Source organism: Streptomyces cyaneofuscatus (genome assembly GCF_042718795.1).
Lineage (GTDB): Bacteria > Actinomycetota > Actinomycetes > Streptomycetales > Streptomycetaceae > Streptomyces > Streptomyces cyaneofuscatus_A.
In genome coordinates this window covers 1-21,197 of sequence record NZ_JBHXOX010000010.1, presented here as the reverse complement: position 1 = coordinate 21,197, position 21,197 = coordinate 1, and the positions used below count along the sequence as shown (strand labels likewise).

At 69.2% G+C, this 21,197-nt stretch carries 28 protein-coding genes and 2 pseudogenes; 16 read left to right on the top strand and 14 right to left on the bottom strand.

Features of this window, described 5'->3' with window-relative positions; all coding sequences use genetic code 11:
* Positions 1–8: 8 nt before the first annotated feature.
* On the bottom strand, positions 9–1,238 hold the full coding sequence (locus tag ACFWRT_RS13305) for a cytochrome P450 (RefSeq protein ID WP_380949256.1): 1,230 nt from the start codon (positions 1,236–1,238) through the stop codon (positions 9–11).
* A 12-nt stretch (positions 1,239–1,250) separates the two neighbouring features.
* Positions 1,251–2,204, bottom strand: a complete 954-nt coding sequence (locus tag ACFWRT_RS13300) for an SAM-dependent methyltransferase (protein WP_380949257.1) — start codon at positions 2,202–2,204, stop codon at positions 1,251–1,253.
* Positions 2,205–2,850: 646 nt separating this feature from the next.
* Here ACFWRT_RS13300 and ACFWRT_RS13295 point away from each other — a divergent pair.
* Both ACFWRT_RS13295 and ACFWRT_RS13290 read left to right on the top strand, forming a co-directional pair.
* The gene (locus ACFWRT_RS13295) at positions 2,851–2,991 is read left to right on the top strand and encodes a hypothetical protein (RefSeq protein WP_380949258.1); all 141 of its coding nucleotides are present in this window, start codon (positions 2,851–2,853) and stop codon (positions 2,989–2,991) included.
* Positions 2,992–3,000: 9 nt separating this feature from the next.
* Positions 3,001–3,924 (top strand): methyltransferase domain-containing protein, encoded by a 924-nt coding sequence (locus tag ACFWRT_RS13290; protein ID WP_380949259.1) that lies wholly within the window; start codon positions 3,001–3,003, stop codon positions 3,922–3,924.
* 359 nt (positions 3,925–4,283) lie between these two features.
* Here the strand turns inward: ACFWRT_RS13290 and ACFWRT_RS13285 are convergent, their stop codons facing one another.
* The 3 genes from ACFWRT_RS13285 to ACFWRT_RS13275 form a co-directional block, all read right to left on the bottom strand.
* Entirely contained in the window at positions 4,284–5,240 is a 957-nt protein-coding gene (locus tag ACFWRT_RS13285; RefSeq protein ID WP_381121274.1) for a transposase, read from the bottom strand.
* Positions 5,241–5,360: 120 nt separating this feature from the next.
* A complete protein-coding gene (locus ACFWRT_RS13280) occupies positions 5,361–5,780 on the bottom strand; it encodes a hypothetical protein (protein ID WP_380949260.1) in 420 nt (139 codons plus the stop codon).
* A 16-nt stretch (positions 5,781–5,796) separates the two neighbouring features.
* The gene (locus ACFWRT_RS13275) at positions 5,797–5,943 is read right to left on the bottom strand and encodes a hypothetical protein (protein WP_380949261.1); all 147 of its coding nucleotides are present in this window, start codon (positions 5,941–5,943) and stop codon (positions 5,797–5,799) included.
* A 90-nt stretch (positions 5,944–6,033) separates the two neighbouring features.
* Here ACFWRT_RS13275 and ACFWRT_RS13270 point away from each other — a divergent pair, with 90 nt between their 5' ends.
* From ACFWRT_RS13270 to ACFWRT_RS13230, 9 genes are all read left to right on the top strand, one after another.
* A complete protein-coding gene (locus ACFWRT_RS13270) occupies positions 6,034–6,351 on the top strand; it encodes a type II toxin-antitoxin system Phd/YefM family antitoxin (RefSeq protein ID WP_380949262.1) in 318 nt (105 codons plus the stop codon).
* A 14-nt stretch (positions 6,352–6,365) separates the two neighbouring features.
* Complete coding sequence (locus ACFWRT_RS13265; protein ID WP_380949263.1) at positions 6,366–6,584, top strand: hypothetical protein; 219 nt, start codon at positions 6,366–6,368, stop codon at positions 6,582–6,584.
* 11 nt (positions 6,585–6,595) lie between these two features.
* Positions 6,596–6,847 (top strand): hypothetical protein, encoded by a 252-nt coding sequence (locus ACFWRT_RS13260; protein ID WP_380949264.1) that lies wholly within the window; start codon positions 6,596–6,598, stop codon positions 6,845–6,847.
* Positions 6,848–6,858: 11 nt separating this feature from the next.
* Complete coding sequence (locus ACFWRT_RS13255) at positions 6,859–7,020, top strand: hypothetical protein (protein ID WP_380949265.1); 162 nt, start codon at positions 6,859–6,861, stop codon at positions 7,018–7,020.
* Positions 7,021–7,294: 274 nt separating this feature from the next.
* Positions 7,295–7,582: a hypothetical protein gene (locus ACFWRT_RS13250; protein ID WP_380949266.1), complete on the top strand. Its 288-nt coding sequence runs from the start codon at positions 7,295–7,297 to the stop codon at positions 7,580–7,582.
* A 2-nt stretch (positions 7,583–7,584) separates the two neighbouring features.
* Entirely contained in the window at positions 7,585–7,713 is a 129-nt protein-coding gene (locus ACFWRT_RS13245; protein ID WP_380949267.1) for a hypothetical protein, read from the top strand.
* 2 nt (positions 7,714–7,715) lie between these two features.
* A complete protein-coding gene (locus tag ACFWRT_RS13240) occupies positions 7,716–7,886 on the top strand; it encodes a hypothetical protein (protein WP_380949268.1) in 171 nt (56 codons plus the stop codon).
* 14 nt (positions 7,887–7,900) lie between these two features.
* Positions 7,901–8,128, top strand: a complete 228-nt coding sequence (locus ACFWRT_RS13235; protein WP_380949269.1) for a hypothetical protein — start codon at positions 7,901–7,903, stop codon at positions 8,126–8,128.
* A 2-nt stretch (positions 8,129–8,130) separates the two neighbouring features.
* Complete coding sequence (locus tag ACFWRT_RS13230; protein ID WP_380949270.1) at positions 8,131–8,394, top strand: hypothetical protein; 264 nt, start codon at positions 8,131–8,133, stop codon at positions 8,392–8,394.
* Positions 8,395–8,747: 353 nt separating this feature from the next.
* On the opposite strand, the gene ACFWRT_RS13225 is transcribed toward ACFWRT_RS13230, so the two are convergent.
* The 6 genes from ACFWRT_RS13225 to ACFWRT_RS13200 all read right to left on the bottom strand — a co-directional run bounded on the left by ACFWRT_RS13225 (position 8,748) and on the right by ACFWRT_RS13200 (position 14,097).
* The gene (locus ACFWRT_RS13225; RefSeq protein WP_380949271.1) at positions 8,748–9,323 is read right to left on the bottom strand and encodes a uridine kinase family protein; all 576 of its coding nucleotides are present in this window, start codon (positions 9,321–9,323) and stop codon (positions 8,748–8,750) included.
* A 67-nt stretch (positions 9,324–9,390) separates the two neighbouring features.
* Positions 9,391–9,933 carry a flavoprotein gene (locus ACFWRT_RS13220; protein ID WP_380949272.1) on the bottom strand — a complete coding sequence of 181 codons (543 nt, stop codon included), beginning with the start codon at positions 9,931–9,933 and terminating at the stop codon, positions 9,391–9,393.
* Positions 9,930–10,865, bottom strand: coding sequence for a hypothetical protein (locus tag ACFWRT_RS13215; protein ID WP_380949273.1), 936 nt, complete (start codon positions 10,863–10,865; stop codon positions 9,930–9,932). Before ACFWRT_RS13215 ends, ACFWRT_RS13220 begins: the two co-directional genes overlap by 4 nt.
* Positions 10,862–11,980, bottom strand: coding sequence for a 3-dehydroquinate synthase family protein (locus ACFWRT_RS13210; RefSeq protein WP_380949274.1), 1,119 nt, complete (start codon positions 11,978–11,980; stop codon positions 10,862–10,864). The genes ACFWRT_RS13215 and ACFWRT_RS13210 overlap by 4 nt, the downstream gene beginning before the upstream one ends.
* 369 nt (positions 11,981–12,349) lie before the next feature.
* Positions 12,350–13,546, bottom strand: coding sequence for a M20 family metallopeptidase (locus tag ACFWRT_RS13205; protein ID WP_380949275.1), 1,197 nt, complete (start codon positions 13,544–13,546; stop codon positions 12,350–12,352).
* Entirely contained in the window at positions 13,543–14,097 is a 555-nt protein-coding gene (locus tag ACFWRT_RS13200; RefSeq protein ID WP_380949276.1) for a hypothetical protein, read from the bottom strand. Before ACFWRT_RS13200 ends, ACFWRT_RS13205 begins: the two co-directional genes overlap by 4 nt.
* A gap of 716 nt (positions 14,098–14,813) precedes the next feature.
* On the opposite strand from ACFWRT_RS13200, the gene ACFWRT_RS13195 reads away from it, so the two are divergent.
* Entirely contained in the window at positions 14,814–15,344 is a 531-nt protein-coding gene (locus ACFWRT_RS13195; RefSeq protein ID WP_380949277.1) for a hypothetical protein, read from the top strand.
* 359 nt (positions 15,345–15,703) lie between these two features.
* The gene (locus ACFWRT_RS13190; protein WP_381121272.1) at positions 15,704–16,261 is read left to right on the top strand and encodes an immunity 21 family protein; all 558 of its coding nucleotides are present in this window, start codon (positions 15,704–15,706) and stop codon (positions 16,259–16,261) included.
* A gap of 26 nt (positions 16,262–16,287) precedes the next feature.
* Here ACFWRT_RS13190 and ACFWRT_RS13185 read toward each other — a convergent pair.
* Positions 16,288–17,055 (bottom strand): annotated as a pseudogene (locus ACFWRT_RS13185) (transposase).
* 434 nt (positions 17,056–17,489) lie between these two features.
* Positions 17,490–18,461, bottom strand: a complete 972-nt coding sequence (locus ACFWRT_RS13180) for an ATP-dependent DNA ligase (RefSeq protein WP_380949278.1) — start codon at positions 18,459–18,461, stop codon at positions 17,490–17,492.
* 663 nt (positions 18,462–19,124) lie between these two features.
* On the opposite strand from ACFWRT_RS13180, the gene ACFWRT_RS13175 reads away from it, so the two are divergent.
* Positions 19,125–19,817 (top strand): TetR family transcriptional regulator, encoded by a 693-nt coding sequence (locus ACFWRT_RS13175; RefSeq protein ID WP_380949279.1) that lies wholly within the window; start codon positions 19,125–19,127, stop codon positions 19,815–19,817.
* 295 nt (positions 19,818–20,112) lie between these two features.
* Entirely contained in the window at positions 20,113–20,403 is a 291-nt protein-coding gene (locus ACFWRT_RS13170) for a hypothetical protein (RefSeq protein WP_381121270.1), read from the top strand.
* A gap of 43 nt (positions 20,404–20,446) precedes the next feature.
* Here the strand turns inward: ACFWRT_RS13170 and ACFWRT_RS13165 are convergent, their stop codons facing one another.
* Positions 20,447–20,824, bottom strand: coding sequence for a hypothetical protein (locus ACFWRT_RS13165; protein WP_380949281.1), 378 nt, complete (start codon positions 20,822–20,824; stop codon positions 20,447–20,449).
* A 74-nt stretch (positions 20,825–20,898) separates the two neighbouring features.
* On the opposite strand from ACFWRT_RS13165, the pseudogene ACFWRT_RS13160 reads away from it, so the two are divergent.
* A pseudogene (locus ACFWRT_RS13160) lies at positions 20,899–21,197 on the top strand (hypothetical protein); the annotation flags it as partial.

The window sequence follows — 21,197 nt, the reverse complement described above, 5'->3', positions numbered from 1 at the left end:
TCTGGCGGTCACCAGCCGACCGGCACCTCCAAGGGGTCCGGGGCGATGCCGCCCTCCCTCAGCCGCAGGGCTTCCTCGGGGACGGCCAGGTGCAGGGCGGGGAACCGGCGGGACAGCCCGGCGAGGGCCTCGGCCAATTCCATGCGCGCGAGCCCTGCGCCGATGCAGTAGTTCGAACCGGCGCCGAAGGACAGATGCTGTTTGTCGCCACGCTCCGGCCGCAGATGACCGGGGTCCGGGTAGCGGGCCGGATCGAGGTTGGCGGACTCCAGACTGATCAGCACCACCGAGCCGCCCGGCAGGGTTTCGCCGCCGAGCCGCACGTCCTCGACCGCGAGGCGGGGCAGCGCGGCGGGCGCCGGAGCAGTGCGGCGCAGCAGCTCTTCCACCAGGCCGTCCCGGACCGGGCCGGGCTCGGCGAGCGCCGCGTACAGAGCCCGGTCGCGCAGCACCAGGGGAACACCCTTGCCGAGACTGACCTGGACGGAGTGACCGCCCGCCGCAGCCACCCGCAGCAGCAGCGTCACCAGGCCCTCCACCGGCACCGGGGTGCCGTCGCCGCGCTGGGCACCGGCCAGCTGCCGGATCATGCCGGGCCGCTCCTGCTCCGCCGGTCCGGGGGAGGTCCGCTTCGCCGCGTCGAGCAGACCGCCGAGGTAGGTGCGTAGTTGCGCCACCGCGCCGCGGCTGTCCGCCGTCGGGGCGAAGACCACCGTGGAGGACGCCAGTTGCTGTACCCAGGCCCGGTCGGGGACCGGAATGCCGAGCAGTTCCCCGGTCACCACGGCGGGCAGGGGGCGGGCCAGGTGTGCGATCAGGTCCACGGGCGGGCCGGCCTCGTCCATCCCGTCGAGCAGCCGGGCCACCTCACGCCGCACGGTCGGCCGCAGCCGCTCGGCCCCGCGCGGCGACACCATGCCCGCTACAAGTTCGTACGGTGTCGAGTGCTCTTCTTCCGCCTCGCCGTTCGTCGCCGGCAGGCGCGCAGAGCCCGCGACCAGCTCACCGGGTCCGCTGCGGGACAGCGCCTCGCGGCTGAGGCGGGGATCGCTCAGAGCCTGCCGTGCTTCGTGGTACCCCAGCACCAGCAGCACCCGTGTGCCGTCCGGCAACACCGCGGCAGCGACGGCGCCCCGCTCCCGCCACCGAGCCAGCTCCAGCGGCGGGTCCAGCGCGTGCTCACGTTCCCACGGAAACCCCGCGGCCGGCTCCGCGCCCTGGTCCGCGTTCTCGGCCATCGCCCGCTCTCCCTAGGCGTGATGCTCTGCGCGAAGCAGAGGCGACGACACGGCGTCCGGTGCCCGGCGGGTGATGACGCTGCACACGGACGCCCGGCCCGCGGCGAGGGTGGCGGAGAAGCTGTCACACATCTCCCGCAGCTCACCGATCGGACCCCCCACACCCTCCGGGAACCGGGCATCGATGTTCGCCGCCACCTTGCCGAACCAGTGGATCACCTCGCGGTTGCTCGGCAGGACCCTCATGTCCTCCAGCATCATGCCGTTGCGCTCCAGCACCGACAGGAAGGCAGCCGGTGATTTCCGGTGGCGGCAGGCCAGCCGGTCCACCGTGTCCGTCACCGCAGAGCGGTACCGGGAGATGTCCGTCTTATAGAGGGTGTCGGAGATGATGAGGAGGCCGCCGGGCCGCATCCGTGCGGCGACGGCCGCCACCGACGCTTCGAACACATCGTCCGGGAAGTGCGTGTACACGCCGCGTACGACCACCAGGTCGTACGGTGTCTCCGGCTCCGGCAGAAGGCCGATGTCCTGCCCGTCGCACTGGTACAGCCGGATACGGTCCGCGGCAGGGGAACCGGACAGCCGTACCGCCGCGTACTCCAGCTGCCGCCGGCTCACGTTCACCGAGTCCACCCTCCGGGCCTCAGGGAAACGCTCGGCGAGATATCCGGTGAGAAAGCCCCAGCCGCTTCCCAGATCCATGATGCGCCGCACATCGCGTCCCCCGGCCGCATGGAGACCGGCGATCGTCAACTGCGCCGCGAAGTGACGTACTTCGGACGGCCCCACCGAACCCGCTACCGGACCGGACACGAGCTCCGAGGTGTCGAACAGGCCGAACTGGAAGAGGAGATTGTCCGCACCCAGCGCCGCTTCCCACATCCACGGCGGGTCCTCGTACGTGCTCTCCACCTTCGGCCGGTACGGGTTCGGACGCTCCGCGGCCACCTCGTATATCTCCACGGCAGTCCCTCCGGGACACCCAGCTGGTCCATATCGGCGACAAGCCCGCCTCCCGTTCAGGCCTATACCCGCAAGGGAGGCGCGCAGGAGCGCATCGGCAGGGCGCGCGGAAGCGCTTCACCGCGCTGCGCTCGCGCCGCCCGCGACAGCCGCTTGACCGCCAGAATCCAACAGCCGTCCCGCAGAGCCCTCGCCGCGGCCTGCATGGGATGGCCGCCACGACCGCCGTCGACGCCACCCGAATGCGGGCGATCGGCGCGTGGAGGGCGGACGCCGCGCGGTCAACCTCCACGACCGTCCGATCCGTGGCCTGGAGAGGCGGGCGACCGGCCGCCCGCGGACATCCCTCAGCGCTGGCCACCTCTCGTGGACCGTGGACCGCACGTGTCTACCGGCGACGCGTGCACCGTCGGCTGGCTGGTAGGCAGGGCGCGACAGCGCTGATGGGCGAGTAGAGCGCCTGCCGGTCAGCCGAGTCCGGGTGTCGTGACAGAGCGAGCATCGACATGCGGGGGCCCCTGGGCCGCGCCCGTCCTCCGACGAAGCCGCGGTTCAGCACCCTGCCGATCGAAGCGAAGAAGACGGCCACGAACTCGGCGACAGACCACTACCGTTGACTGCGAGGCCTACAGGCGGAGGAGAGCAGATGAAGCCCCCACGGATGTGCGTCCTGGCCCACGGAGGCGACCGGCAGTCCGGCGACGGCCAGGTCGGCGGCCCCTATTCCAGCCCAGGCGATCCAGGAAACCCGATGCCCGAACCCGACGACTCCGACTCGGACGACTAGGCCCTGCGGATGCCAATCAACGCTGACACCCTCCGCCGCCGCTGCGCGGAAGAAATGGGCGCCGCAGCCCGCGGGTTCGGGGACGCCTCCTGGCTCCGCGACGCTTTCCTCACCGTGCCCCGCGAGCATTTCGCGCCCACGCGCGTGTGGTGGCCTTCACCACGCGAGGACGGCCTGTACAGCCTGATCGACCGGGACGAGCGCCCAAACGCCTGGTTGAAGGCCCTCTACAGCCCAGGCGTCGCGCTCATCACTCAGATGGACGACGGCCTCATCTCGCCGGACGGCCCGGCGAAGGGCGCCCTGACCTCCAGCATCTCCTCCAGCGGCGTCATCATCGAACTCCTTCGCCACCTGGCGCCGGAGCCCGGCGAACGAGTTCTCGAGTTCGGCACCGGGACGGGGTACACCACTGCTCTGCTGGCCGCCCGCACCGGACCAGGGACCGTCGTCAGCATCGAGATCGACCCCGCCATCGCAGACGGTGCGCGCCAGGCCCTCGACGGGCTGGGCCTGGACGTGCATGTCATCACCGGCGACGGCGAACTGGGACACCCCGCGGCCGGCCCGTACGACCGGGTCGTCGCCACCGCGTCAGTCCGCCAGATCCCCCAGCCGTGGCTGGACCAGCTGCGCCCCGGCGGTGTCCTCCTCGCCCCCCTCGACAGCCCCTTCGGCTGCGACCTCCTGGTGCGCCTCACCGGAGCGGGCAACGGCACCGCCCACGGGCACTTCGTAGCGGCGGCCGACTTCATGCGCTTCCGCGGCCAGCGAGAGCCCCGTCCGTACGCCGAGCTGGGATGGCCTGAGAGTGCCAGCGTCGAGCGCTGGCAGGAGCTGCGCGTCGAGGCGGGACCGCACCGCCAGCAGATCATCGACTCCGCACCCCCGCGACCCCTCGCACAGAGCCGAGCGGAGAGCTCCACGCCATAATTCTCAGATTCCTGTCATACCCCGTCGGTATTCTGTTCGTATGAAGCCCCCGTACGCCGCCGGCCGCCCGATGCAGCCGCTTTCCCAGGCTGCCGTGGTGAACGCGAGGATCCGCGAGCTCATGGACCGGCCGGACCTCGACGATGTCGAACGCGCCCGCAGGTACACGGTCCTTCTTGAGGACTGGGCTCAGGCAACTCATCCGTGCCCCGCTCCTGTTCGCGCCGCCTGACCAGACGGCGGAGCATCCGTTCAGCGTTTTTCGGCTGCAGAGAGCTCAGAATCCCTGCACGGCCGGTAGGGCCCGTACGTACCGGTGTGGCACCCGGGCCCGATGCGGCCGCTGAGAATGCTTCCGGTCAGGGGGCGGAGAGGGAGGCCGGGGTGGCGGGTTTGCGGGCAACGCGGAGTGAGGTGGGGTCGATCGCAGCCAACGAAGTCGCGTCGGGGATCGTCTCTGCTGCTGCCCGTAGACGGTCCCACGTTCCGTCGGCAGCCCAGCGGGCGAACCCCGTCTGGGCCGTCGTGCCCGGGCCGAACCGCTCCGGAAGGTTCGACCAGGACTGCCCGGTGCGGAACTTGTGGATGATGCCTTCGAGGACCTGCCGGTGGTCCCGGAGGCGGGTGTATGAGCACCTCGCAGGCGGCGGCAGCAAAGGCTCGAGCGCCGACCACACCGCGTCCGTGATCTCCCCGCCGGTGATCCCGCCGTCGGCGGCCGGAGCACGGTAGGGGACGAGCAGCTGGTAGAGAGCTTCGAGGGTGCCGTCGGCCCTCCACCGGTTGCGGTGCCGAAAGGTGGCCTTCGGCCTCCTGAGCTGGGCGGGCAAGCACTTCCAGGGAAGTCCGGTCCGCTCGTACCAGAGCATGCCCTCGAGGTACGGGCGCAGATCACACGGGGGTCCGCTCCGGGGCCGTACCGGCTCGGGCGGGAGAACGCGACGGAGTATCCGCCACTGCGCATCGCTCATGCCGACGAACGGCACGTCGTCATCATCCTGCTGTCCCGAGGATGGGGTGCCGTTCACCGCACGGGAGCCCTGGATGCGAGCGGTTGCCACGGACATTGCCGTCACCGCCGCCCGCAGAACCCGAGCGCGGCTCCCCTCTTCCAGCGCGGGATCCGGGGTATCGCTGAGGGTCGGCAGTACGACCGTAGGTACCGTCTCTCCGATGAGGGAGGGCAGGGTGATCATCTCCACTGCCTGGACCACTTGTTGAGGCGACCAGCGCCCTGCGAGCACGACGGCATCCCCCGACCAGATCGGCACCGGCGCGCCGCCGCCCGTCGTCTCCGGCAGGGCGGTGGTCAGCATGGACCACGCGCGAGGGAAGCGGTGGAGCTGCGCCCAGGAGGCTTGGTGCAGCTTCCGGTTGAGCGAGCTGCTAATGATGCTGTTGCAGTCCGGCCAGGCCACCTCCGATCCGACACACCCTCAGCCGACTCGACCCCCGCAGTCCTGACGCCCGTACGGAACCTGGCTGACGCCCGTACCCCGCAGAAGACCGCACACGGCGAAGGCGACGAGGGAACCGCGGGTTCCTTCGGTGAGGGGGAAGTTCTGGTCCGCGCAGAACCGTTCCCACACGCGCCACGACTTGGCGTAGGTGTCGATGGTGTTGTCAGGGGTGATCTCTCGCGCGACTGCGTCGGCGAGGTTCTCGGCATCGACCAGCCGGCGGGCGGTGTCGATGCCGTGCCGTTCGGCCCAGCTCTCAGGGGGATCCGGTGGCGGGCTGCTTCCCGCCGCCAGGCCCGCTTCTCCCGTGCCCGCTGCTGCTTCTTCGACCACGACCGGGCCGGGCAGTCGACCCGCGCCGGGCCACGGCAGTACGGGCACCACGGCGTCGACCACGCGCCCAGCATCCGCGTCACGGGTACAGCAGCCGGGACAGCGGGGCCGGCCGAGCGCCCGGTTCGTGCGGGCGTTCCGGCGGGTCGGGTGGTTCGCCGGGGTGGGCGGTGTCCGTGTCGGGGCTGGGCGCCTCGACCTCGCGGGGAATCAGGTCGGTGCTCATGGTTCAAGGGTGCGCCTGGTGGGGCGAGTTGCCGCCCCGGGTGGCCGTGACCCCCTTGACCCGAATCCTCTAGAATCTTAAGGTTCTTACATGACGAACAGGATGGTCGGCATCGAGGAAGCCCGCAAGACCCTCGGAGACCTCGCCAACGAAGTCCGCTACACCGGCAACACGATCACCCTCACCCGACACGGCAAGCCCATCGCCCAACTCACCCCCATGGAGACCGGCATGACAGTCGGCACCCGCGTCACCATCCCCGACTACGCCGTACCCGAGGACTGGGCCTGCACCGGAGAGATCACTGAGCTGAACGACGAGACCGTTGTTGTGCTGCTCGACGACGGACACCGCCAGGAGCTGCCGGTCGACGAAGCCGCCGCCATCACCGAGACCGAGGGGGGCTGACCATGGCCTCGCCCATGAACCGTGCGCGCCAGGAGACGATCGAGCGGCTCGGCCCCGAGCCGACGACCCCCGCTGAGCGGCTGGCCCACACGCTCGCCGCTCACGCCGACACGGACGGCAGCTGGTTGATCGTCGAGGCGACGAACAACATCTACGGCAGTGGTGTTCGCACCGGCATCACCCTCGACGACCTGCGGGCCATCCAGCAGCAGCTGGCCACCACCGAGCAGTGAGGACCACGACCATGAGCAGTGAACAGCCCGCCGTTTCTCAGTTGCAGGCCGCGCGTGACGTTGTGGAAGGCCTTCCGGAAGCGCGGCCGATGACCCGCAAGGAGTACGAGGCGCAGTACCGCCGCCTGGAGGCGAACGCTGCGGACGCCAAGAAGGCCTACATCCGGGCCAAGTCCCTGTACGACGGGATCTGCGATGACCTGCGGAACCTGCGGGTCGACTGGAATGAGCAGCAGCACAACCAGGCCACTACTGAGCAGTGAGGACAACGACCATGGAGAACGAGCCGAGCGCGAACGAAGAGGTCTGCGGCGAAGCCTACGACCACGACGTCGTCATCGACCACGAGGGCAAGCACGGCATCCAGTGGCACTGCGCCCGACCCGAGTGCGGGGTCGAAGTCTGGGACCCGGCACCCATCACCACCGAGCAGTGAGGACCCCCACGTAGCGCGTTGCCCCGGCCAGGGGGCAACGTCGTGTCAGTCTAAGTGCTGCTGCTTGTCCGTTGAGACGACCCGAGGACGGCCCATCAGGGGGGGTGCGGCGCCGTCCAGCACCTGGAAGCCTTTCGCGAGCTGGCCATCACCGCCGCCGACCGCAAGGCCATCGCCACCGCCGCCGCCATGCCCCCTCCCGGCTCTACCGCGTCATGGAGAAGCACGGTCAGCCCCGCGACCGCAAGAACCCGAATTACAAGGAGAACTGACCATGCCGACTACCGAGTACGGCATCGCTTCCCCGTCCCGCCCCGACGACATCGAGCCCCTCGGCCGGCTGAACCGTCAGGCCGCCGAAGCCCGCATCGCCGACAGTCGCGACGCCTGGCCGGACGTCTACCTCGTCCAGCGCACCGGCGGCACGCCCTGGGTGCCCGTCACCGAGACCAGGGACCCGCAGCCCACGTGCACGGAGGACTACCGCAGCGCCCCTTGCGCAACCGCCCACCAGCCGAGCTGCGCCTACATCGACCCTGAGCGCACCGTGAAGGAGAGCTGACCATGAGCGGTATCTACGACGACGGGGCCACCTATGGCCCCAACCCGGACGCCCAGTCCCCGCAGGACGTTCCGACCGACCCGATCTACGACGACGGAGCCCGGTACGGGCCCACCACCAAGGAGAGCTGACCATGGCACTGGTAACCGCCCACGACGCCCTCAAGTACACGCTCAGGCGTGAACAGTCCCAGTTCTCCGAGGAGGCCGAGCGGCTGGCCACGCAGGCCGCGTACATCGCCGCGAACCCGCCCATCGACGGACGCAAAGTCTCCGGTGACATCACCCGCCTTACTGGTGCCTGACCACCGACGGCCTGGTGGCCGACCCCGCACTGCCGGACGGCTTCGCCACCCTGTACTGGGGTCTGCCGCTGGCCGAGAAGTTCCGCACCGAGCACCGCCAGGTGCGCGGCGACGACGCTGTGCTGACCTACGGCCGTGACCCTCTGCGAACACAGCTGAACGAAGTGCTGCGCACTGAGCTGCCCAGCAGTGCCCTGGCACCGGATCAGGCCGTTGCCGCACCGACCTGCCCGGAGGACTGAGCATGCTCGCGACCGCCGAACGCCTTCACCCCGAGGGTCCTTTCGGACCGGTGGAGATCATCTGGCACCGGCCCGCCGACCCCGCCTCGTGCGACGGTGACTGCGACTACCACCCCATTGCCTGCGGCGAACCGGGCATCAGCGTGCCCGGCGGCCTGCGCGACGTACCCGACGCGCTTTCTGAGCCGGGGGAGCGCTGGTGCACTGCCTGCCGACCGGACGTGACGCTCGACGGGGTCCCACCCGTCGAGGCGACAGCTCCTTAGCGCTCCGCTCGGCAGACCTTGTCCGCCTCGACCGTACTCACCGAGCTGACCTGGCGTGATGAGGTGGCCCGCTAGACCTTGTCCGCCTCGACCGTACTCACCGAGCTGACCTGGCGTGATGAGGTGGCCCGCTCACCGACGGCGACTTCGCCGCACGGGAAACCACGCTGCCACGGTGCCGGGGGAGGGGGAGCTGAGCTGCGGCCGCCTGCCCGACCGCCGGACGCCGCCGCCCGGTTAGCCGTTCGCCGCCTGCCCCGGCGGCGGCCGCGTCGGCACGTCCGCCGCCCTTCGCAGTGCCCCGGTTCATCTGCAGGACGACCGCCCGGCTTGCGGCGTCGGAGACCGCGACGCTAGCGGGCCCCGGTAGGTGAAGTGGCGGGAGTCAGTAGGCCGCTCAGCTGGTCGGTCAGCTCTTTCACAGGCAGGGTGCCATCGAGGACCAGGTCTGCACGGTGCTTTATGGGGGCGACGTGCTCATGGTGGCCGTCTCGGCCGCGCGCGAGGTAGCCAAGCAGACCGACCCGGGGGTCGGCACCTGCATCGATCTTGCGAAGCGTCTTGCGGGCGAGGCGTAGATCAGCCGGGGTGTCAAGGTAGACGGTCCAGCGCGCGATGCGACGGATCTGCTCGTCCAGGGCGAACGTGCCCTCCACTACCAGCAGTTCGTCGTCCGACGTGGCGTGGATGACTTGGCGGACGCGGTCCCAGTCGATGGACCGGGGATCGCTGAAGTCGATCACACGGCCGGTGCCGTTGAGGTTGGGCACCGACGGCGCGCGGTCGGCCTGCGTGTGGAAGAGGCGGTCGAGGTGCAGGAGCACGGTCGTCGAACGGGATCCTGCGAGGGACTGCGCGAGCGTGGTCTTGCCCGAACCCGCGCCGCCGGCGAGGGCGAGGAGATTCCGGGGCGGGGCGTCGGGGTGCAAGGGGGTGCCCTCCCAGGCTGAGCTTGAGGTCGGGGGAGGGCACAGCGTAGGGGGCAGCGCGGGGGTCTCAGGTTCGCTGGGCCGTTCGGTTGACGGCTGTGAGGCTGGCGTGCAGCTGGTGGAGTGCTGTGCCGGGAATCGGTCCGACGCCTGTGGAGCGGTCCGGATCGGTCAGGGTGTCGGTGGCGTCGGGGCTGAGGATCGTGTGGCCGTCCATGCAGAGCTGGGCAGCGTTTCGCTGGACGGCGGAGGCGTTCCACATGCGGCGGTTCATGGAGGGCCAGAAGTACACGTGCTCGGATCCGAGGACGATGGCGGCCAGGAGGGTCTGGGCCTGTCCTGTCGCGCAGTGGGCCAAGGTGTTGGCGGTGGCGGGTGCGATCAGGATCGCGTCGCTGTCTTCGGGAAGTGCCAGGTGAAGCGGGTAGGGGCTGGTGTGCCAGTCGTCGTCGGTGTAGAGGCGCACGGGCAGGGGCGGCAGGAAGCGCTTAGCCGCCGGGGTCGCAACCACAGTGGTCTCCCACCCGAGGCGGCCGGACTCGTCGATCAGCGCGGGGGTGTTCTGCGCTGAGCTGGAGCCGCACACTCCGAGGAGGAGCCTGCGGTTCACACCAGGTCCCTGAAGAGCGTCGCGGCGGCCATCGCCCGCTGTTGCAGCGCCTGGTGGGCGGGGAGCAGGGCGAGGTTCGGCAGCCGTTCGGTGAAGACCTTGCGCCACCACAGGCCGTGGGGCGGAAGCGCGGTCGCCAGCACCTCGGATTCCACTCGTGCGAGTGAATGGTAGACGCGCAGCACGCTGGGCTTCTCGGCGCAGTTCACCGAGCGAATCTCGGCCTGGATGGTGCTCAGCGCTCGGACGAGCGGAGCGCGCCCCGTCACGGTCTCGGAGAGCAGCCATTTGGCCGGGGACGGGAGCCTCCCGTCGCACGCGGCTTCCAACTGGGCGAGGAGCTCGACCATCTCGCCCAGCAGGTGGTGCCAGCACGCCGCCTCCGCACGCAGGTAGCCCTGGTAGACGCTCCGCCAGTACAGGGAGGCGTACCGGGCGGTGAGGGCGGGGACGAGCCACTCGCCGGTGGTGGAGACGAACCGCTCCCGCAGGGCGGTGCGGTGTTCCAACAGGATCGCGTGGGGGTCGTGCAGGACATGCATGGTGGCGTAGTTCTCCAGATCCTCCAGGAACTGGGGGTCCAGGCTGGGCCGCGCCTCCTCGGCGAACTTCCTGAGCACACCCGTGTGTAGCGCCTTGATGTTCACCACGCCGTCCTCGGCGAGGAGGTTGACAACGAGGTGGGGAGTGAGGGTGTCGTCCCGGCCTTCGAAGAGCATCTCCTGCCGGGCGGTGGCGGGCAGCATCTGCTCCAGTACGTACGCCTCGCTGAGCGGCACCGAGTCCTCGACGAATACCCACAGGTCCAGATCCGAGAAGGTGTCGTCGCTGCCTTGGCGGTGCGATCCGCACAGCGCGATGCCCTCCACCTCCGGGCGGGCCATCAGTTCCGGAACGTATGGCAGTGCGGACCGGTCGGTGGTGAACGTCATCGCGGGATTCCTCGGTGGTCGGTGAGGCCGGCGACGGCGCGCCGCAGCTCGTCCGCTTCGACCGTGTCGGTGAACTCGGTTGTGCCGATGCCGGTGGGCAGGACGTAGTGCAGGGAGGCTCCACCGCGCTGCAGGCGCAGGCGGTCGACCTTCCCGATGAGCTCGTCGACGGCGAAGCCGTCGTCCATGGTGGGCAGGCCCAGGGCGCGCAGCAGGGCAAGGATCCGGTGGAGGTCCTCGTGGGGGAGCCGGCCGCGCTGCCAGGAGATGTGGGAGGCGACGGCGACGCCGATGGCTACGGCGGTGCCGTGGGGGATGCGGAACTTGGTGATGTCTTCCAGGGGGTGGGCCACGGTGTGTCCCAAGTTCAGCACCCTGGCCAGATCGCGTTCGAACAGGTTTGGTCCCAGGAGCCGCAGTTTCGTGGCTACACAGGCCAGGACGATGCTGCGCAGCTCGGCCGGATCGTCGAGGACCGACGTTCCGCGCTGGAGGCGCGCGAAGAGCCCCTCGCGGTCATCGGCGACCGCGATCTTCACGGCTTCGCCAAGGGCGCTGGTCAGATCCTCGCGCGGCAGTGTGCGCAGGGCATCGAGGTGGATGTGGACGGCGGAAGGCTGGTAGAAGGTGCCGATCAGGTTCTTCTGTTCGGGGTGGTTGACCCCGCACTTCCCGCCGATGCCGGCGTCGATCATGCCGAGCAGGGTCGTCGGCATCAGTTCCAGGGGGACGCCGCGGAAGTACAGGGCGGCGACCAGGGCGATGAGATCGGTCGTGGTTCCGCCGCCGACCGCGGCCAGGGGCTGCGAGCGGTGGACACCGAGCGCGTGCAGCTGGCCGATCAGGTCTTCGGCATGGCCGAGTGCCTTGCTCTTCTCGCCGACGTCGATCAGCAGGTGCCGGCCCGGGGGGAGGCTGAGCTCGGGCCAGGCGTCACGCACGTTTCGGTCCATCAGGACGAACGCTCCGCGCCGGATGCGTTCGTGTACAGCGGCCGCGAAACCGTCGTTGTGCACGAAGAGATGGGTCGTGTCACGGCGCACGATGTCGGCGCGCACCCCTTGCTCCGCCGGGGTCAGGGTGACACCTTCACCCGTGGCTTCGGTGTGGTCCATGTTCACAGTTCCATCCCGTGTCGTCCTGCCCGCCGGTGAGACCGCTCATCGGCCCCACCGGCGGGTCATGCCTGCTCAGCAGGGGCGTCCCGCACCCGCGGACTCCTCATCGATCGAGAACATGGCCAACACCTCCTCCGCTACGTGCCGTGGAAGGGAACCCAGGCCCCGGCCCGCGTCGTCTTCGCGCGGTTTTGGGAGGGCTCACTCGGATGTCCGCCGGCCGTACGGGGTGTCCTGCAGCGCCCGTGCGGCCTCTCGGACGCCTCCATGACACCGCGCCTCAACTAGAGGCACCAGAGCGAAAGTTGGAGACTTTTTGGTGGGTGGGTTGGGAGAAACTTGATGCTTTTTTGGAGTGTGCCGAGGTCAGGGGGTGTGCAGCAGTGTGAGGACGGCACGGTGGTAGACCGCGTAGACCTGGGGGAGCTCGGCGAGGCTCGCGCGTTCGTCGATCCCGTGGAGCCCCGAGTACGGAACGCCGAAGCCAGCGGTGGCTGAAATGCCCCGTCCGGCGAGCAAGTTGCCGATATTGGACGGTCCGGCCGTCTTGGCCCGCACCGTGATACCCAAGCAGGCTGCGGCGTCCAGCATGGCGGCTGCCGGCTGCTCGTGCGGCTGGAGCTGGAACGGCGGCCAGCTGGCCACGGACGTGACCCGGGTTGCCGCAGGGCCGGGCAGCTCGGCGTCGAGCTCAGCTGCCACCTGACGGACCAGAGCTTCGGCGTCGTCGGCGCCGAATGCCGGAGTCGTACGTACGTCGACGTTCACATCGCATCGATCCGGCGTCACGGAGAATCCCTCGCCACCGTGGACGGCGGTGACGGACAGCTTCGGAGGCAAGGCGAACAGCGTGCCGGCTCCCGGAGGGCCGGGCAGGTCCGCGGTATCCAGGAGCCGGATCAGGCGCGCGGCCCGGGACACGGCGCCAAGCACCTTCCTGCTGGAGCCGGAATGACCGGACTCCGCCGCCACCGTGAGCGTGGCACGCCACAGGCCACGCCCACCGACCACCACATCGTCCATGCCGGGATAGCCGATCATCACCCCCGCCGGCGTAACGGCCTGCGGGTCATTCAGGTACGCGCGCGCGCCTCCGAAGCCGCCCGTGTGTTCATCAACGTCCAGAAGAACCGCCAGCCCACCGCACATACCGTCCGCGACCGGGAGCAGGTCGGCGGCGATGTGGCAGTACATCGCCGCCGCCAGCTTCGAGTCGGCCGCCCCTCGCCCCCGGAGAAACCCACCAACGATGTCTCCGGCCACCGGCGAGAAGGACCACGCCTCCTCATCACCGAAGGGCGCGGTATCGACGCACGCGTCCAGTGTCCACCACGGTCCCGGCTGCCCGCCCGCGATCTCGACCAGCAGCCCGACCAGATCGCCCGCCTCGTCATGCAGGCGCCGGTGGGGCAGGGAGTGCGCGGAGAGCCAGTTCTCCAGAACGCTCAGGACGGGCCCGTAGCCGTCGAGCCCTCCGCGACTGGCCCTGCGAATCAGTTCCTGGGCCAGCCTGACCACCGACGCCGACCGCGCTGCGGCATGAACCACGAGGTCTTCCGTCACATCTCTCCCTGCCCTGGCTTCGCGCCGCGCCAGCCCCGCAGCGCGCGCACAGCCTCCAACGTCTCCACCGCCCGCGCCGAGGCGAACACCTCCCGACCATGCTGAACCAGACCCGCCGCAGCCTCGCGGCCAAGCAGCACCCCGCAGTCGAAGCCCTCAGCACCATAGAAACTCGGCAACGGCACCACCGCCGCCGACTCCGAGGCCACGAAGTACCGCTCCATGACCTCACGCTGCTCGACGACTCCGATGCGCAACGTCCTGAGGCCGTTGCGGCGCACACCGGGGTCGCGCAGTTTCAAGAGCCTTACCAGATGATCGGTCAGCTCCTCGTGGCGCGGCGGCCCGTAGAGCACCCGGTAGTGGACCAGATCAGGCTGCTGGGCCACGGCGGTCTCGATCGCCTCCAGGTACAGCCTCTCCCGGCTGCGAGACCCCGTGACAACCAGATACTCACGAGCCTTAACAGCGACCTCGACCATGGCCTCGACGAGCTCGGTGTACCGGGTGAGCTCCCGCACGACCACACCCGTGCCGGTGCTCTCCAGCACGGAAGTGCCCTGACCCTCCGGGTGACCGAAGAGGGAATCCTGGCGTTCTCCGTAGAGCTCGCTCAGCCCGCGCCGATTCTTCGCTCCCGGGCGCCTGCGCCCGGACTCCCACGCGCTGAGCTGACTCGCGTCCGTCCCGCCACCGGTGAGCTCGTTCAGACGGGCGGAAGCCTCCTCCAACGTCAGGCTGTGAGCCAGCCGCGCTCGCTTGAGTGCTGACTCCACACCCATCGATCTGCGCACCCCTCTCCCAAGTTGAGCGCCTGTCAGGCGAAAGGCGGGTTGCCGCTAGGCGCTCGTACGTTCCACCCCGTGTCGCCCATCGGCCCCGACACCCATCATGACCATGTGCCCGGCGATCGGCGGAGCTCTGAGCCATTTCGGCAACAGGGTAGCTGTGCGACCGCGCCCGGTGGAGCGAGCGGACGCCGCTGCGGAGGTGGTGCATCGCAGGATCAACGCCGCCTCCTTGGCCGGACGCCCGCATGAAACCACCGGGCGAGATACGCCCAACGCAGAGCAGAGCCCATATTCCTAGGCTCGCCTCGCCCGCGGCGGTCGCTTAAGCTCTGGAATGATCGACCTGGGCCGCCCGTCGTGACGACAGGGCGGTGCCAGGCCGCCGTCGAGTGTGGCGGGCACCAATCAACGGGGAGCACAAACACATGCGTAGGTGGAATAGAGTCGTATCAACCGCGAGCGCAATAGCGCTGGCCGTGGCATTGACCGGCTGTAACGACACGGAAGACCCGAAGAGTAAGCCGAAAGAGACGGAGCAGCAGACGAGCTTCCGTCTCGGCGAGGCCAGCCCCCCACAGGAACACGAGAGTTCGCAGGAGGGTAAGACGACGACCTACACGGTCACTCCGACTCGGGTCGAGACGGGCACAAAGGCCGACATGAAGAACTCCGGCCTAGACCTGGACGACCTGGAGGGCCCCAGGATCCCGATCTTCGTGCGGTCCACTCTCACCGTCACGGACGGGGATCCCTTGCGGATTCGGGTGATGACCGGCGATCTGGCAATTCGGACCACCCAGGGTGACCGCACCAAGGCCCTGCTCGTCTATTGGGGCGAAGCAACATGGCCCAACTGCCCGGAACACAATGCGGAGAAGAAGGTGGCCAAGGGGAAGCCGCAGGAGATCTGCACACCATTCCTGGTCACCCCCTTTTCCGAGCCGGAAGCCGTCGAACTTGGCCAGGGTTGGTACAAGGACCCCCTGGAGTGGCTCGCCAAAAGCTGAGCTCGCCGTCAGCGGAACGCGCGCGCTGTCTCGGCGGCAAGGTCGCCGTCCGCTCGCGGAGCTGACAGGGCGCCGTGCGACGGCGACCAGCACAGCCCGGCGCTCTGTGTCGCAACCACCAGCAAGCGGCGACCGGCGGCCCTGGCCGCTACCTCACCCAGATCGCCCGCAAGGGCGGCCGCTCCACACCGGCCGGCACTTCCTATGACGTTGCGACAATGGTCGCCTAAGGGCTGTCCCGTAACTGCAGGTGCGGCGGGCCCTGGGCCGTTTTGCCCTGGTGCCGGTCGCCACCGTGGGCGTTGTCAGTGGGCTAGGGCACACTGATGTCATGAGCGTTTCTTCGTCTCCCGAAGCCCATGCGTCCAGCACCTCCTGTCTGGGTGGAGTCGATGGGCGGGCCTTTGATAGTCGTCCCCGTCTCCGCGTTGGCTGCATGGCGTGGGTGTACTGAGACCGGGGTCATGGTGGGAGACGCCACCGCTCCAGACGACTACGACCGGGCCTGCGCGGTGGACGGTCTGGCCGGTGTGATCACCGTTGGCGAGAACGGTGCGCAGGCACTGGTGTTGGCGGACGAGCCAGCCACTAGCTGTTTTCTACCCGAGCATCGGGCCTTCCTGCGGTGGCTTGCGGCTGACTCCGAGGCCGAGCTGAAGGCGGCGGCCAGGGCTGTTCTTGCAGACCCCGCCACCGAGTGGGAGGAGTGCGGCACGTGGTCATCGGACGGTCCAGCCACACTCATGGACTCTGACGAAGCAGGTTCCGCGCTGGACAGCGAGTATCCCGGTGGCGGGATGCCCTCCCAGGCGTCGGTTGCGCTGCCCGCCGGCCGCTGGAGGGTCCGAGCCACCCATACCAAGGCGGACGAAGAGAACTGGGTCGGCCTGGTCCAGATGCTGCCCATCGAATCTTGAGCGGCAGCTGCTTTGGTTGAGTGCGGTCACGTGCTGCGCGCAAGGTTGTGCAGATGGGCGATGCCGAGCACCGCGTGGTGGACACCTTCGCCTTTCAACCGGCAGTCGCGGAGGATCTACCAGGTCTTCATCCGTGCGAAGGCGTGCTCGACGCGGGCGCGGACCTGCTTGTGCGAGCGGTTGTGCTCCTGCTTCCAGGCGGGTAGTTCCTCACCCGGCCGTCGACGGTGTGGCATGACGACACCAGTACCGGGATAGCCGCCGTCGGCGATGGTCATGGTCTTGCCGACGGCGGCCTTCACGCCGGATTCTTCCCATGCCTTGCAGTCATTGCGGTTGCCCGGCAGGGGCCGGCCGACTAGGACGACGAGGCGGGTGTCTGCATCGACGACGACCTGGTGGTTGGTGGAGTACCGGTAGTTCTTGGACTGTTCGGCCACCGTGTGGTCGCGGGTGGGAACCAGGGTGCCGTCCACGATGAGCACGGTGCCCTTGGCGAAGCGAAGTCGGGGCCGCAGCGCGAGAAGGGGGCCAACCTGATCGATGATCCGGTCAACCGCGGACTTCGAGATCCCGAACAGCGGAGCCAGTTGGCGCATCGTCAAGTTCGTTCGCCAGTAAGTCGTGACCAGCAACACCCGGTCTTCCCACGACAGGCTCCACGGCCGACCCCGACGCACTGCATCAGCCCCTTCGCGGCGCAGCGCAGTGACCAACATACGGAAACAGCGCGGGCTCAAGCCGGTGAACGGGCCTATCCAAGACGGCTCCGATGCCGTGATCACACCAGCCACATCAAGATCATCTCACCTGTGGTCAGCCGTTACGGGACAGCCCTTAGCCGCGATGTTCTGCCGCCGAACGTCGCACCAACCAACCCAACCTTGGCGACCGGATTGCCGCGGCTCCAGCGGCGCCACCCCCTCTCGCGGTTCCGCTCTCTCGGCACCGAACACCAGCGCCCAAGAGGCACCACCTGCTCTACGGCCAGGCGCGCGGCGGCCCCCACGCAAGGTGCCAGGCCGCGCCGAAGAGGGATGGGAGTGGAGGCCTGGGCGTTGAATTCAGAACGGACCCGGGAAGCACTCGCGGAATCGGACCGGCGAGGAGTGATCGCCGGTCCGACCCTGGGAACCATCATGCCCTGGGCTCTTGGGATCGCCGTCTCGGGCCCCGAGCACCCCCCCCCACGCAAAACCGCTGGCTCCCCTTCTCCGAGTGAACGCGATCAGAAGGTGCTCACGTCCTGCACCGGTACATCGGATCGCAGACGGATCAGTCGGACCGGGTGGCGCCAGACCCCGCGGTCGCGGGCGGTGTCGACGCTGACCTCTGCCACCCGGTCCGGAACAACGAGCGTCGTATCAAGGACGCTGCTGGACCCCCACCCTGCCGAGAATCGCGCCCCCTCCCACGGGTGTGTGCCCGGGCCGGCCGCAGTGAGCTGGTCGGCGAGCTGCCGGGCGGCAGCTGGCGAGACGACGGTCGTCTTGCCGACGTGCCGCAGCCGTCCTTCAGAGTCGTAGCGCCCGAGGACCAGCAAGTGAGGACGGCCCAGGGTGCCGGTGATCGCCCCGATCACGGCCTCGGTCGTCTCCCGCGCCCTCACCTTCAGCCACCCCCTGGCGCCGGGCCGGTAGGGCTGGCGAAGGCCCTTGAGAACCACTCCTTCGATCCCCGGTGTCCGGCTCCACGTTTCCAGCCACTCCCGGGCGACCGCCGGGTCTCTGGTCGACGGGCACAGGGTCCACGGCGGCGTCAGCGCCTGGTCGGCGAACAGCGACTCCAGCAGGCTGCGCCGGCGCTCGTACCGCTCGGCAAGGACCGGTTGCCCATCCACCTGGAGAATGTCGAAGACAACGACGTACGCCGGAAACGTCGTCGCAAGAGCCTGCACCGTCCGCGGGGCTCCGGACGCGGCTCGACGCTGGAGTGCCCCGAAGTCCATAACTCCGTCGCCGGTCAGCACCAGCAGCTCACCATCGAGGACCAGGCCGGGCGGGAGCTGGGAGGCAGCCGCCACCAGATCGGGGAACCGGTCCTGAATCAGCGCGCCCTTTCTCGTCTGAAGCAGGACCGGGCCGCCCGGTCGGCTCGACGTGAAGAGGACGATGCGGTAGCCATCCCACTTGAGCTCTATGGCCATTCCGCCGCGCAGCGCGCCCGGGCCCGGCATTGTCTCTCGGGCCTGGGCCAACATGGGCTCCACCGGCGGGCGGAGAGGATCGGGGCTCATCCTTCGGGTTCTACCGCCCCAACGAGCGTGTTGCCAGTCGACGGGCGTCACCGACCAAGCCGACCGCACCGGCCCCGGCGCCTGCGCCTCTTCCGCCCGTTCCGTCGCCCGAGGTGACACAGCTCGCAGTCGGGGCTACCACAGAGGTGAGGTCCAGCCCCCGCCGCTGCAGTGCGGATCGCCGTCGAGGTCCTGCTCCGCTCCGACGAGATAGCAGCCCAGTGCGGCAAACACAGCTTCCACAGCTTCGGCCAGCCACCAGTCAGCGGCGACAACAGAGGTGTCACCCTCTGGTCGAGGTACAGGTGCAGCCCGCCCGGGCGCCGCACCAACACCCAGCCCGATGTCCGACCTGCCCGATACGCTCGACTCATGGTCCACGATCCTGCACCGGCAGCCCAGCACCCATCAACCGGGCCGCTGCGTACCACGCGCGGATCAGGCAGTGCACCTGCGAACCACGACTGCACACACCAGCACGCGCCACCCTTGACGGAGAAGGCCGCGCTGTTCCGCCATGCCCACCCACACTCCCTGCGGACCCGCGACGCCCGCTCAGGACGAGTCCGCTACCCCCGGGGCACAGTCCGCCCCCATCGTCCATCCGCATGATCGGCAGGAACCACCGTGGCCAAACAGCAACGAGCGCTTATCACGCGGGAGCAAATCCTGCGCGCGGCAGGAGAAGTCTTCGCCGGGTTTGGATACCATCGGGCCTCTGTCGACGACATCATCGCGCGGTCCGGCATGACCAAGGGAGCCGTGTACTTCCACTTCCCCGGCAAGGCAGCAATAGCTGAGTCCCTCCTGGCCCGACTTCAGGATGCACACCCCACAGCGGCCGCCGATTATCCCGTGCGGCTGCAGGCACTCATCACGCTCTTCAACGGCTACGCAGCTCCACCCGCCACCGATCCCATCCTGCACGGTGCCCTGCGCCTTGCCCTCGAGCAGGAATTCCAGGAATACGAGGGCGGCGATTGGCAGGAACGGCTCCAGCTCACGATCAGCGGGCTCCTGAGCGAAGCCGCCGACGCCGGAGAACTGCTGGGTCACGTCAAGCCGGCCAAGGCAGCCGAGCTGCTCACCACGATCCTGGCAGGTATGCGCCGATACACGCCAGTCCCGACCGCTGGAGAGGGCGAAGCCGAGCGGATCACCACTATGTGGCACCTCCTCCTGCCTGCCATCGCGAAACCCGGCCTGGTCCACACTCTCGACCTCAGCCTGGGGCGGCCGGTTTCCGATACTCCAGAAGATCATCATCCGGAGCACCTCCTCACATCCTCCAGTAACGCGCCACCGCCGCACGCGGACTGAGGAGGACGGCGCACGTCCTCAGCCCAAGGGGCTTTCCGGAGCCCGGCGCCAGCCGAACGCCGCTTTGCCCTCGTGGCCTCCCCGTATCCAGGCAGTCGCCCGCGCGGCGGCTCAACCTGGGGTACCAGGAACGTTCCTCCCATCGCCCGTCATACAGCCCCTGATCACCGCAGACCAGTACGCCACCCTGACCGCCCCGCTGGCCGGGCCCCCGACCCCCGCGCCTGACGGCGCAGACGGCCCGGAAGGCAACGACCTGGAGGACCTGGAGGAGGACTTCAGCCTTCTGGAGTCCGTGCAGGCCCTGCTGACCTACCACTCGGACTACACACACGGCCGGATGGAGCTGGAGGTACGCCGCGTCAGCTACGAAGGCGAAGGCCCCGGCGGGTACGAGGAGATCGAGGGCGGCGACATCTTCCACGAGACCCTGGCCACCCCCTCCGGTACGAGCGTCAGCGCCCTGGAGGCGGGCAAGGCCGAGGTGGTCGAGCGGCCTGCGCGCCCACGGCCTGTGCCTGTGGGACGACAGGTGGCACGCGGACGGCGACTACGCGATCTACAACGACACCAAGCCCCTCACTGACTGACCGGACACCTGGCGGGGCCTTGAGCGGAACGCGAGGGGGTCAGTCGTCCTCCGTGGCGTCGGCCAGTTCGAGGACGACGGAGGCGCGGTGCTGGGTGGCGGCGGTGGTGCGGGTGAGGTGCCGGGCGGTACGCATCCCCATCTCGGCCAGCTCGTCGGGGGTGTGGAGGGCGGCGAGGAGGGCTGCGGCGGCCTGGAGGGTGAGCGGGGCGGAGGGCCGGTAGCCGAGGAGGGCGGCGGTCTCGGGGTCCTGGCGGGCGGCGTCGCGGCCGTGGGCCAGGACTCGGCGGTGGTCGGTGACGACCAGGTCGTCTATCTGGATGCGCTGGACGTGGACGCCCAGGTCCAGCGGGCGCCGCAGGGCCTCCTGGACGGGTACGGCGGGCAGCAGGCTGGGGTGGGTCAGACGGCGGTGCACGGGATTCTCCTCGGTGTTCGGGCGGTGTGCGTACGGTGGCCGCACGCGGATTCGTTGGGTGGAGGGGGTTGGGCATGGACGTGGTGATCGGCAGGCCGGTGGTGGTCCGGGCCCCGCACCGGGTGAGCACTGAGGAGCTGGAGCGGGACATCAAGAAGCGGTTCGCGCATCCGAAGCTGAAGGCGTTTCTGCGGATGCTGCGTAGTACGGGGGTGGTGGAGCGGCCGTGGTCGGCGCCGGCGGCGGTCACCTTCGGACGGAAGGGGATCGGGGTGCGGTCGCGGGGCGCGGGCGCGGCGGCCCCCCCCCCCGCGGGGGATGTGGGGCGGGTGGCGCGCAACCCCACCCCGCCCGGGGCCCCCGACACTTTTAA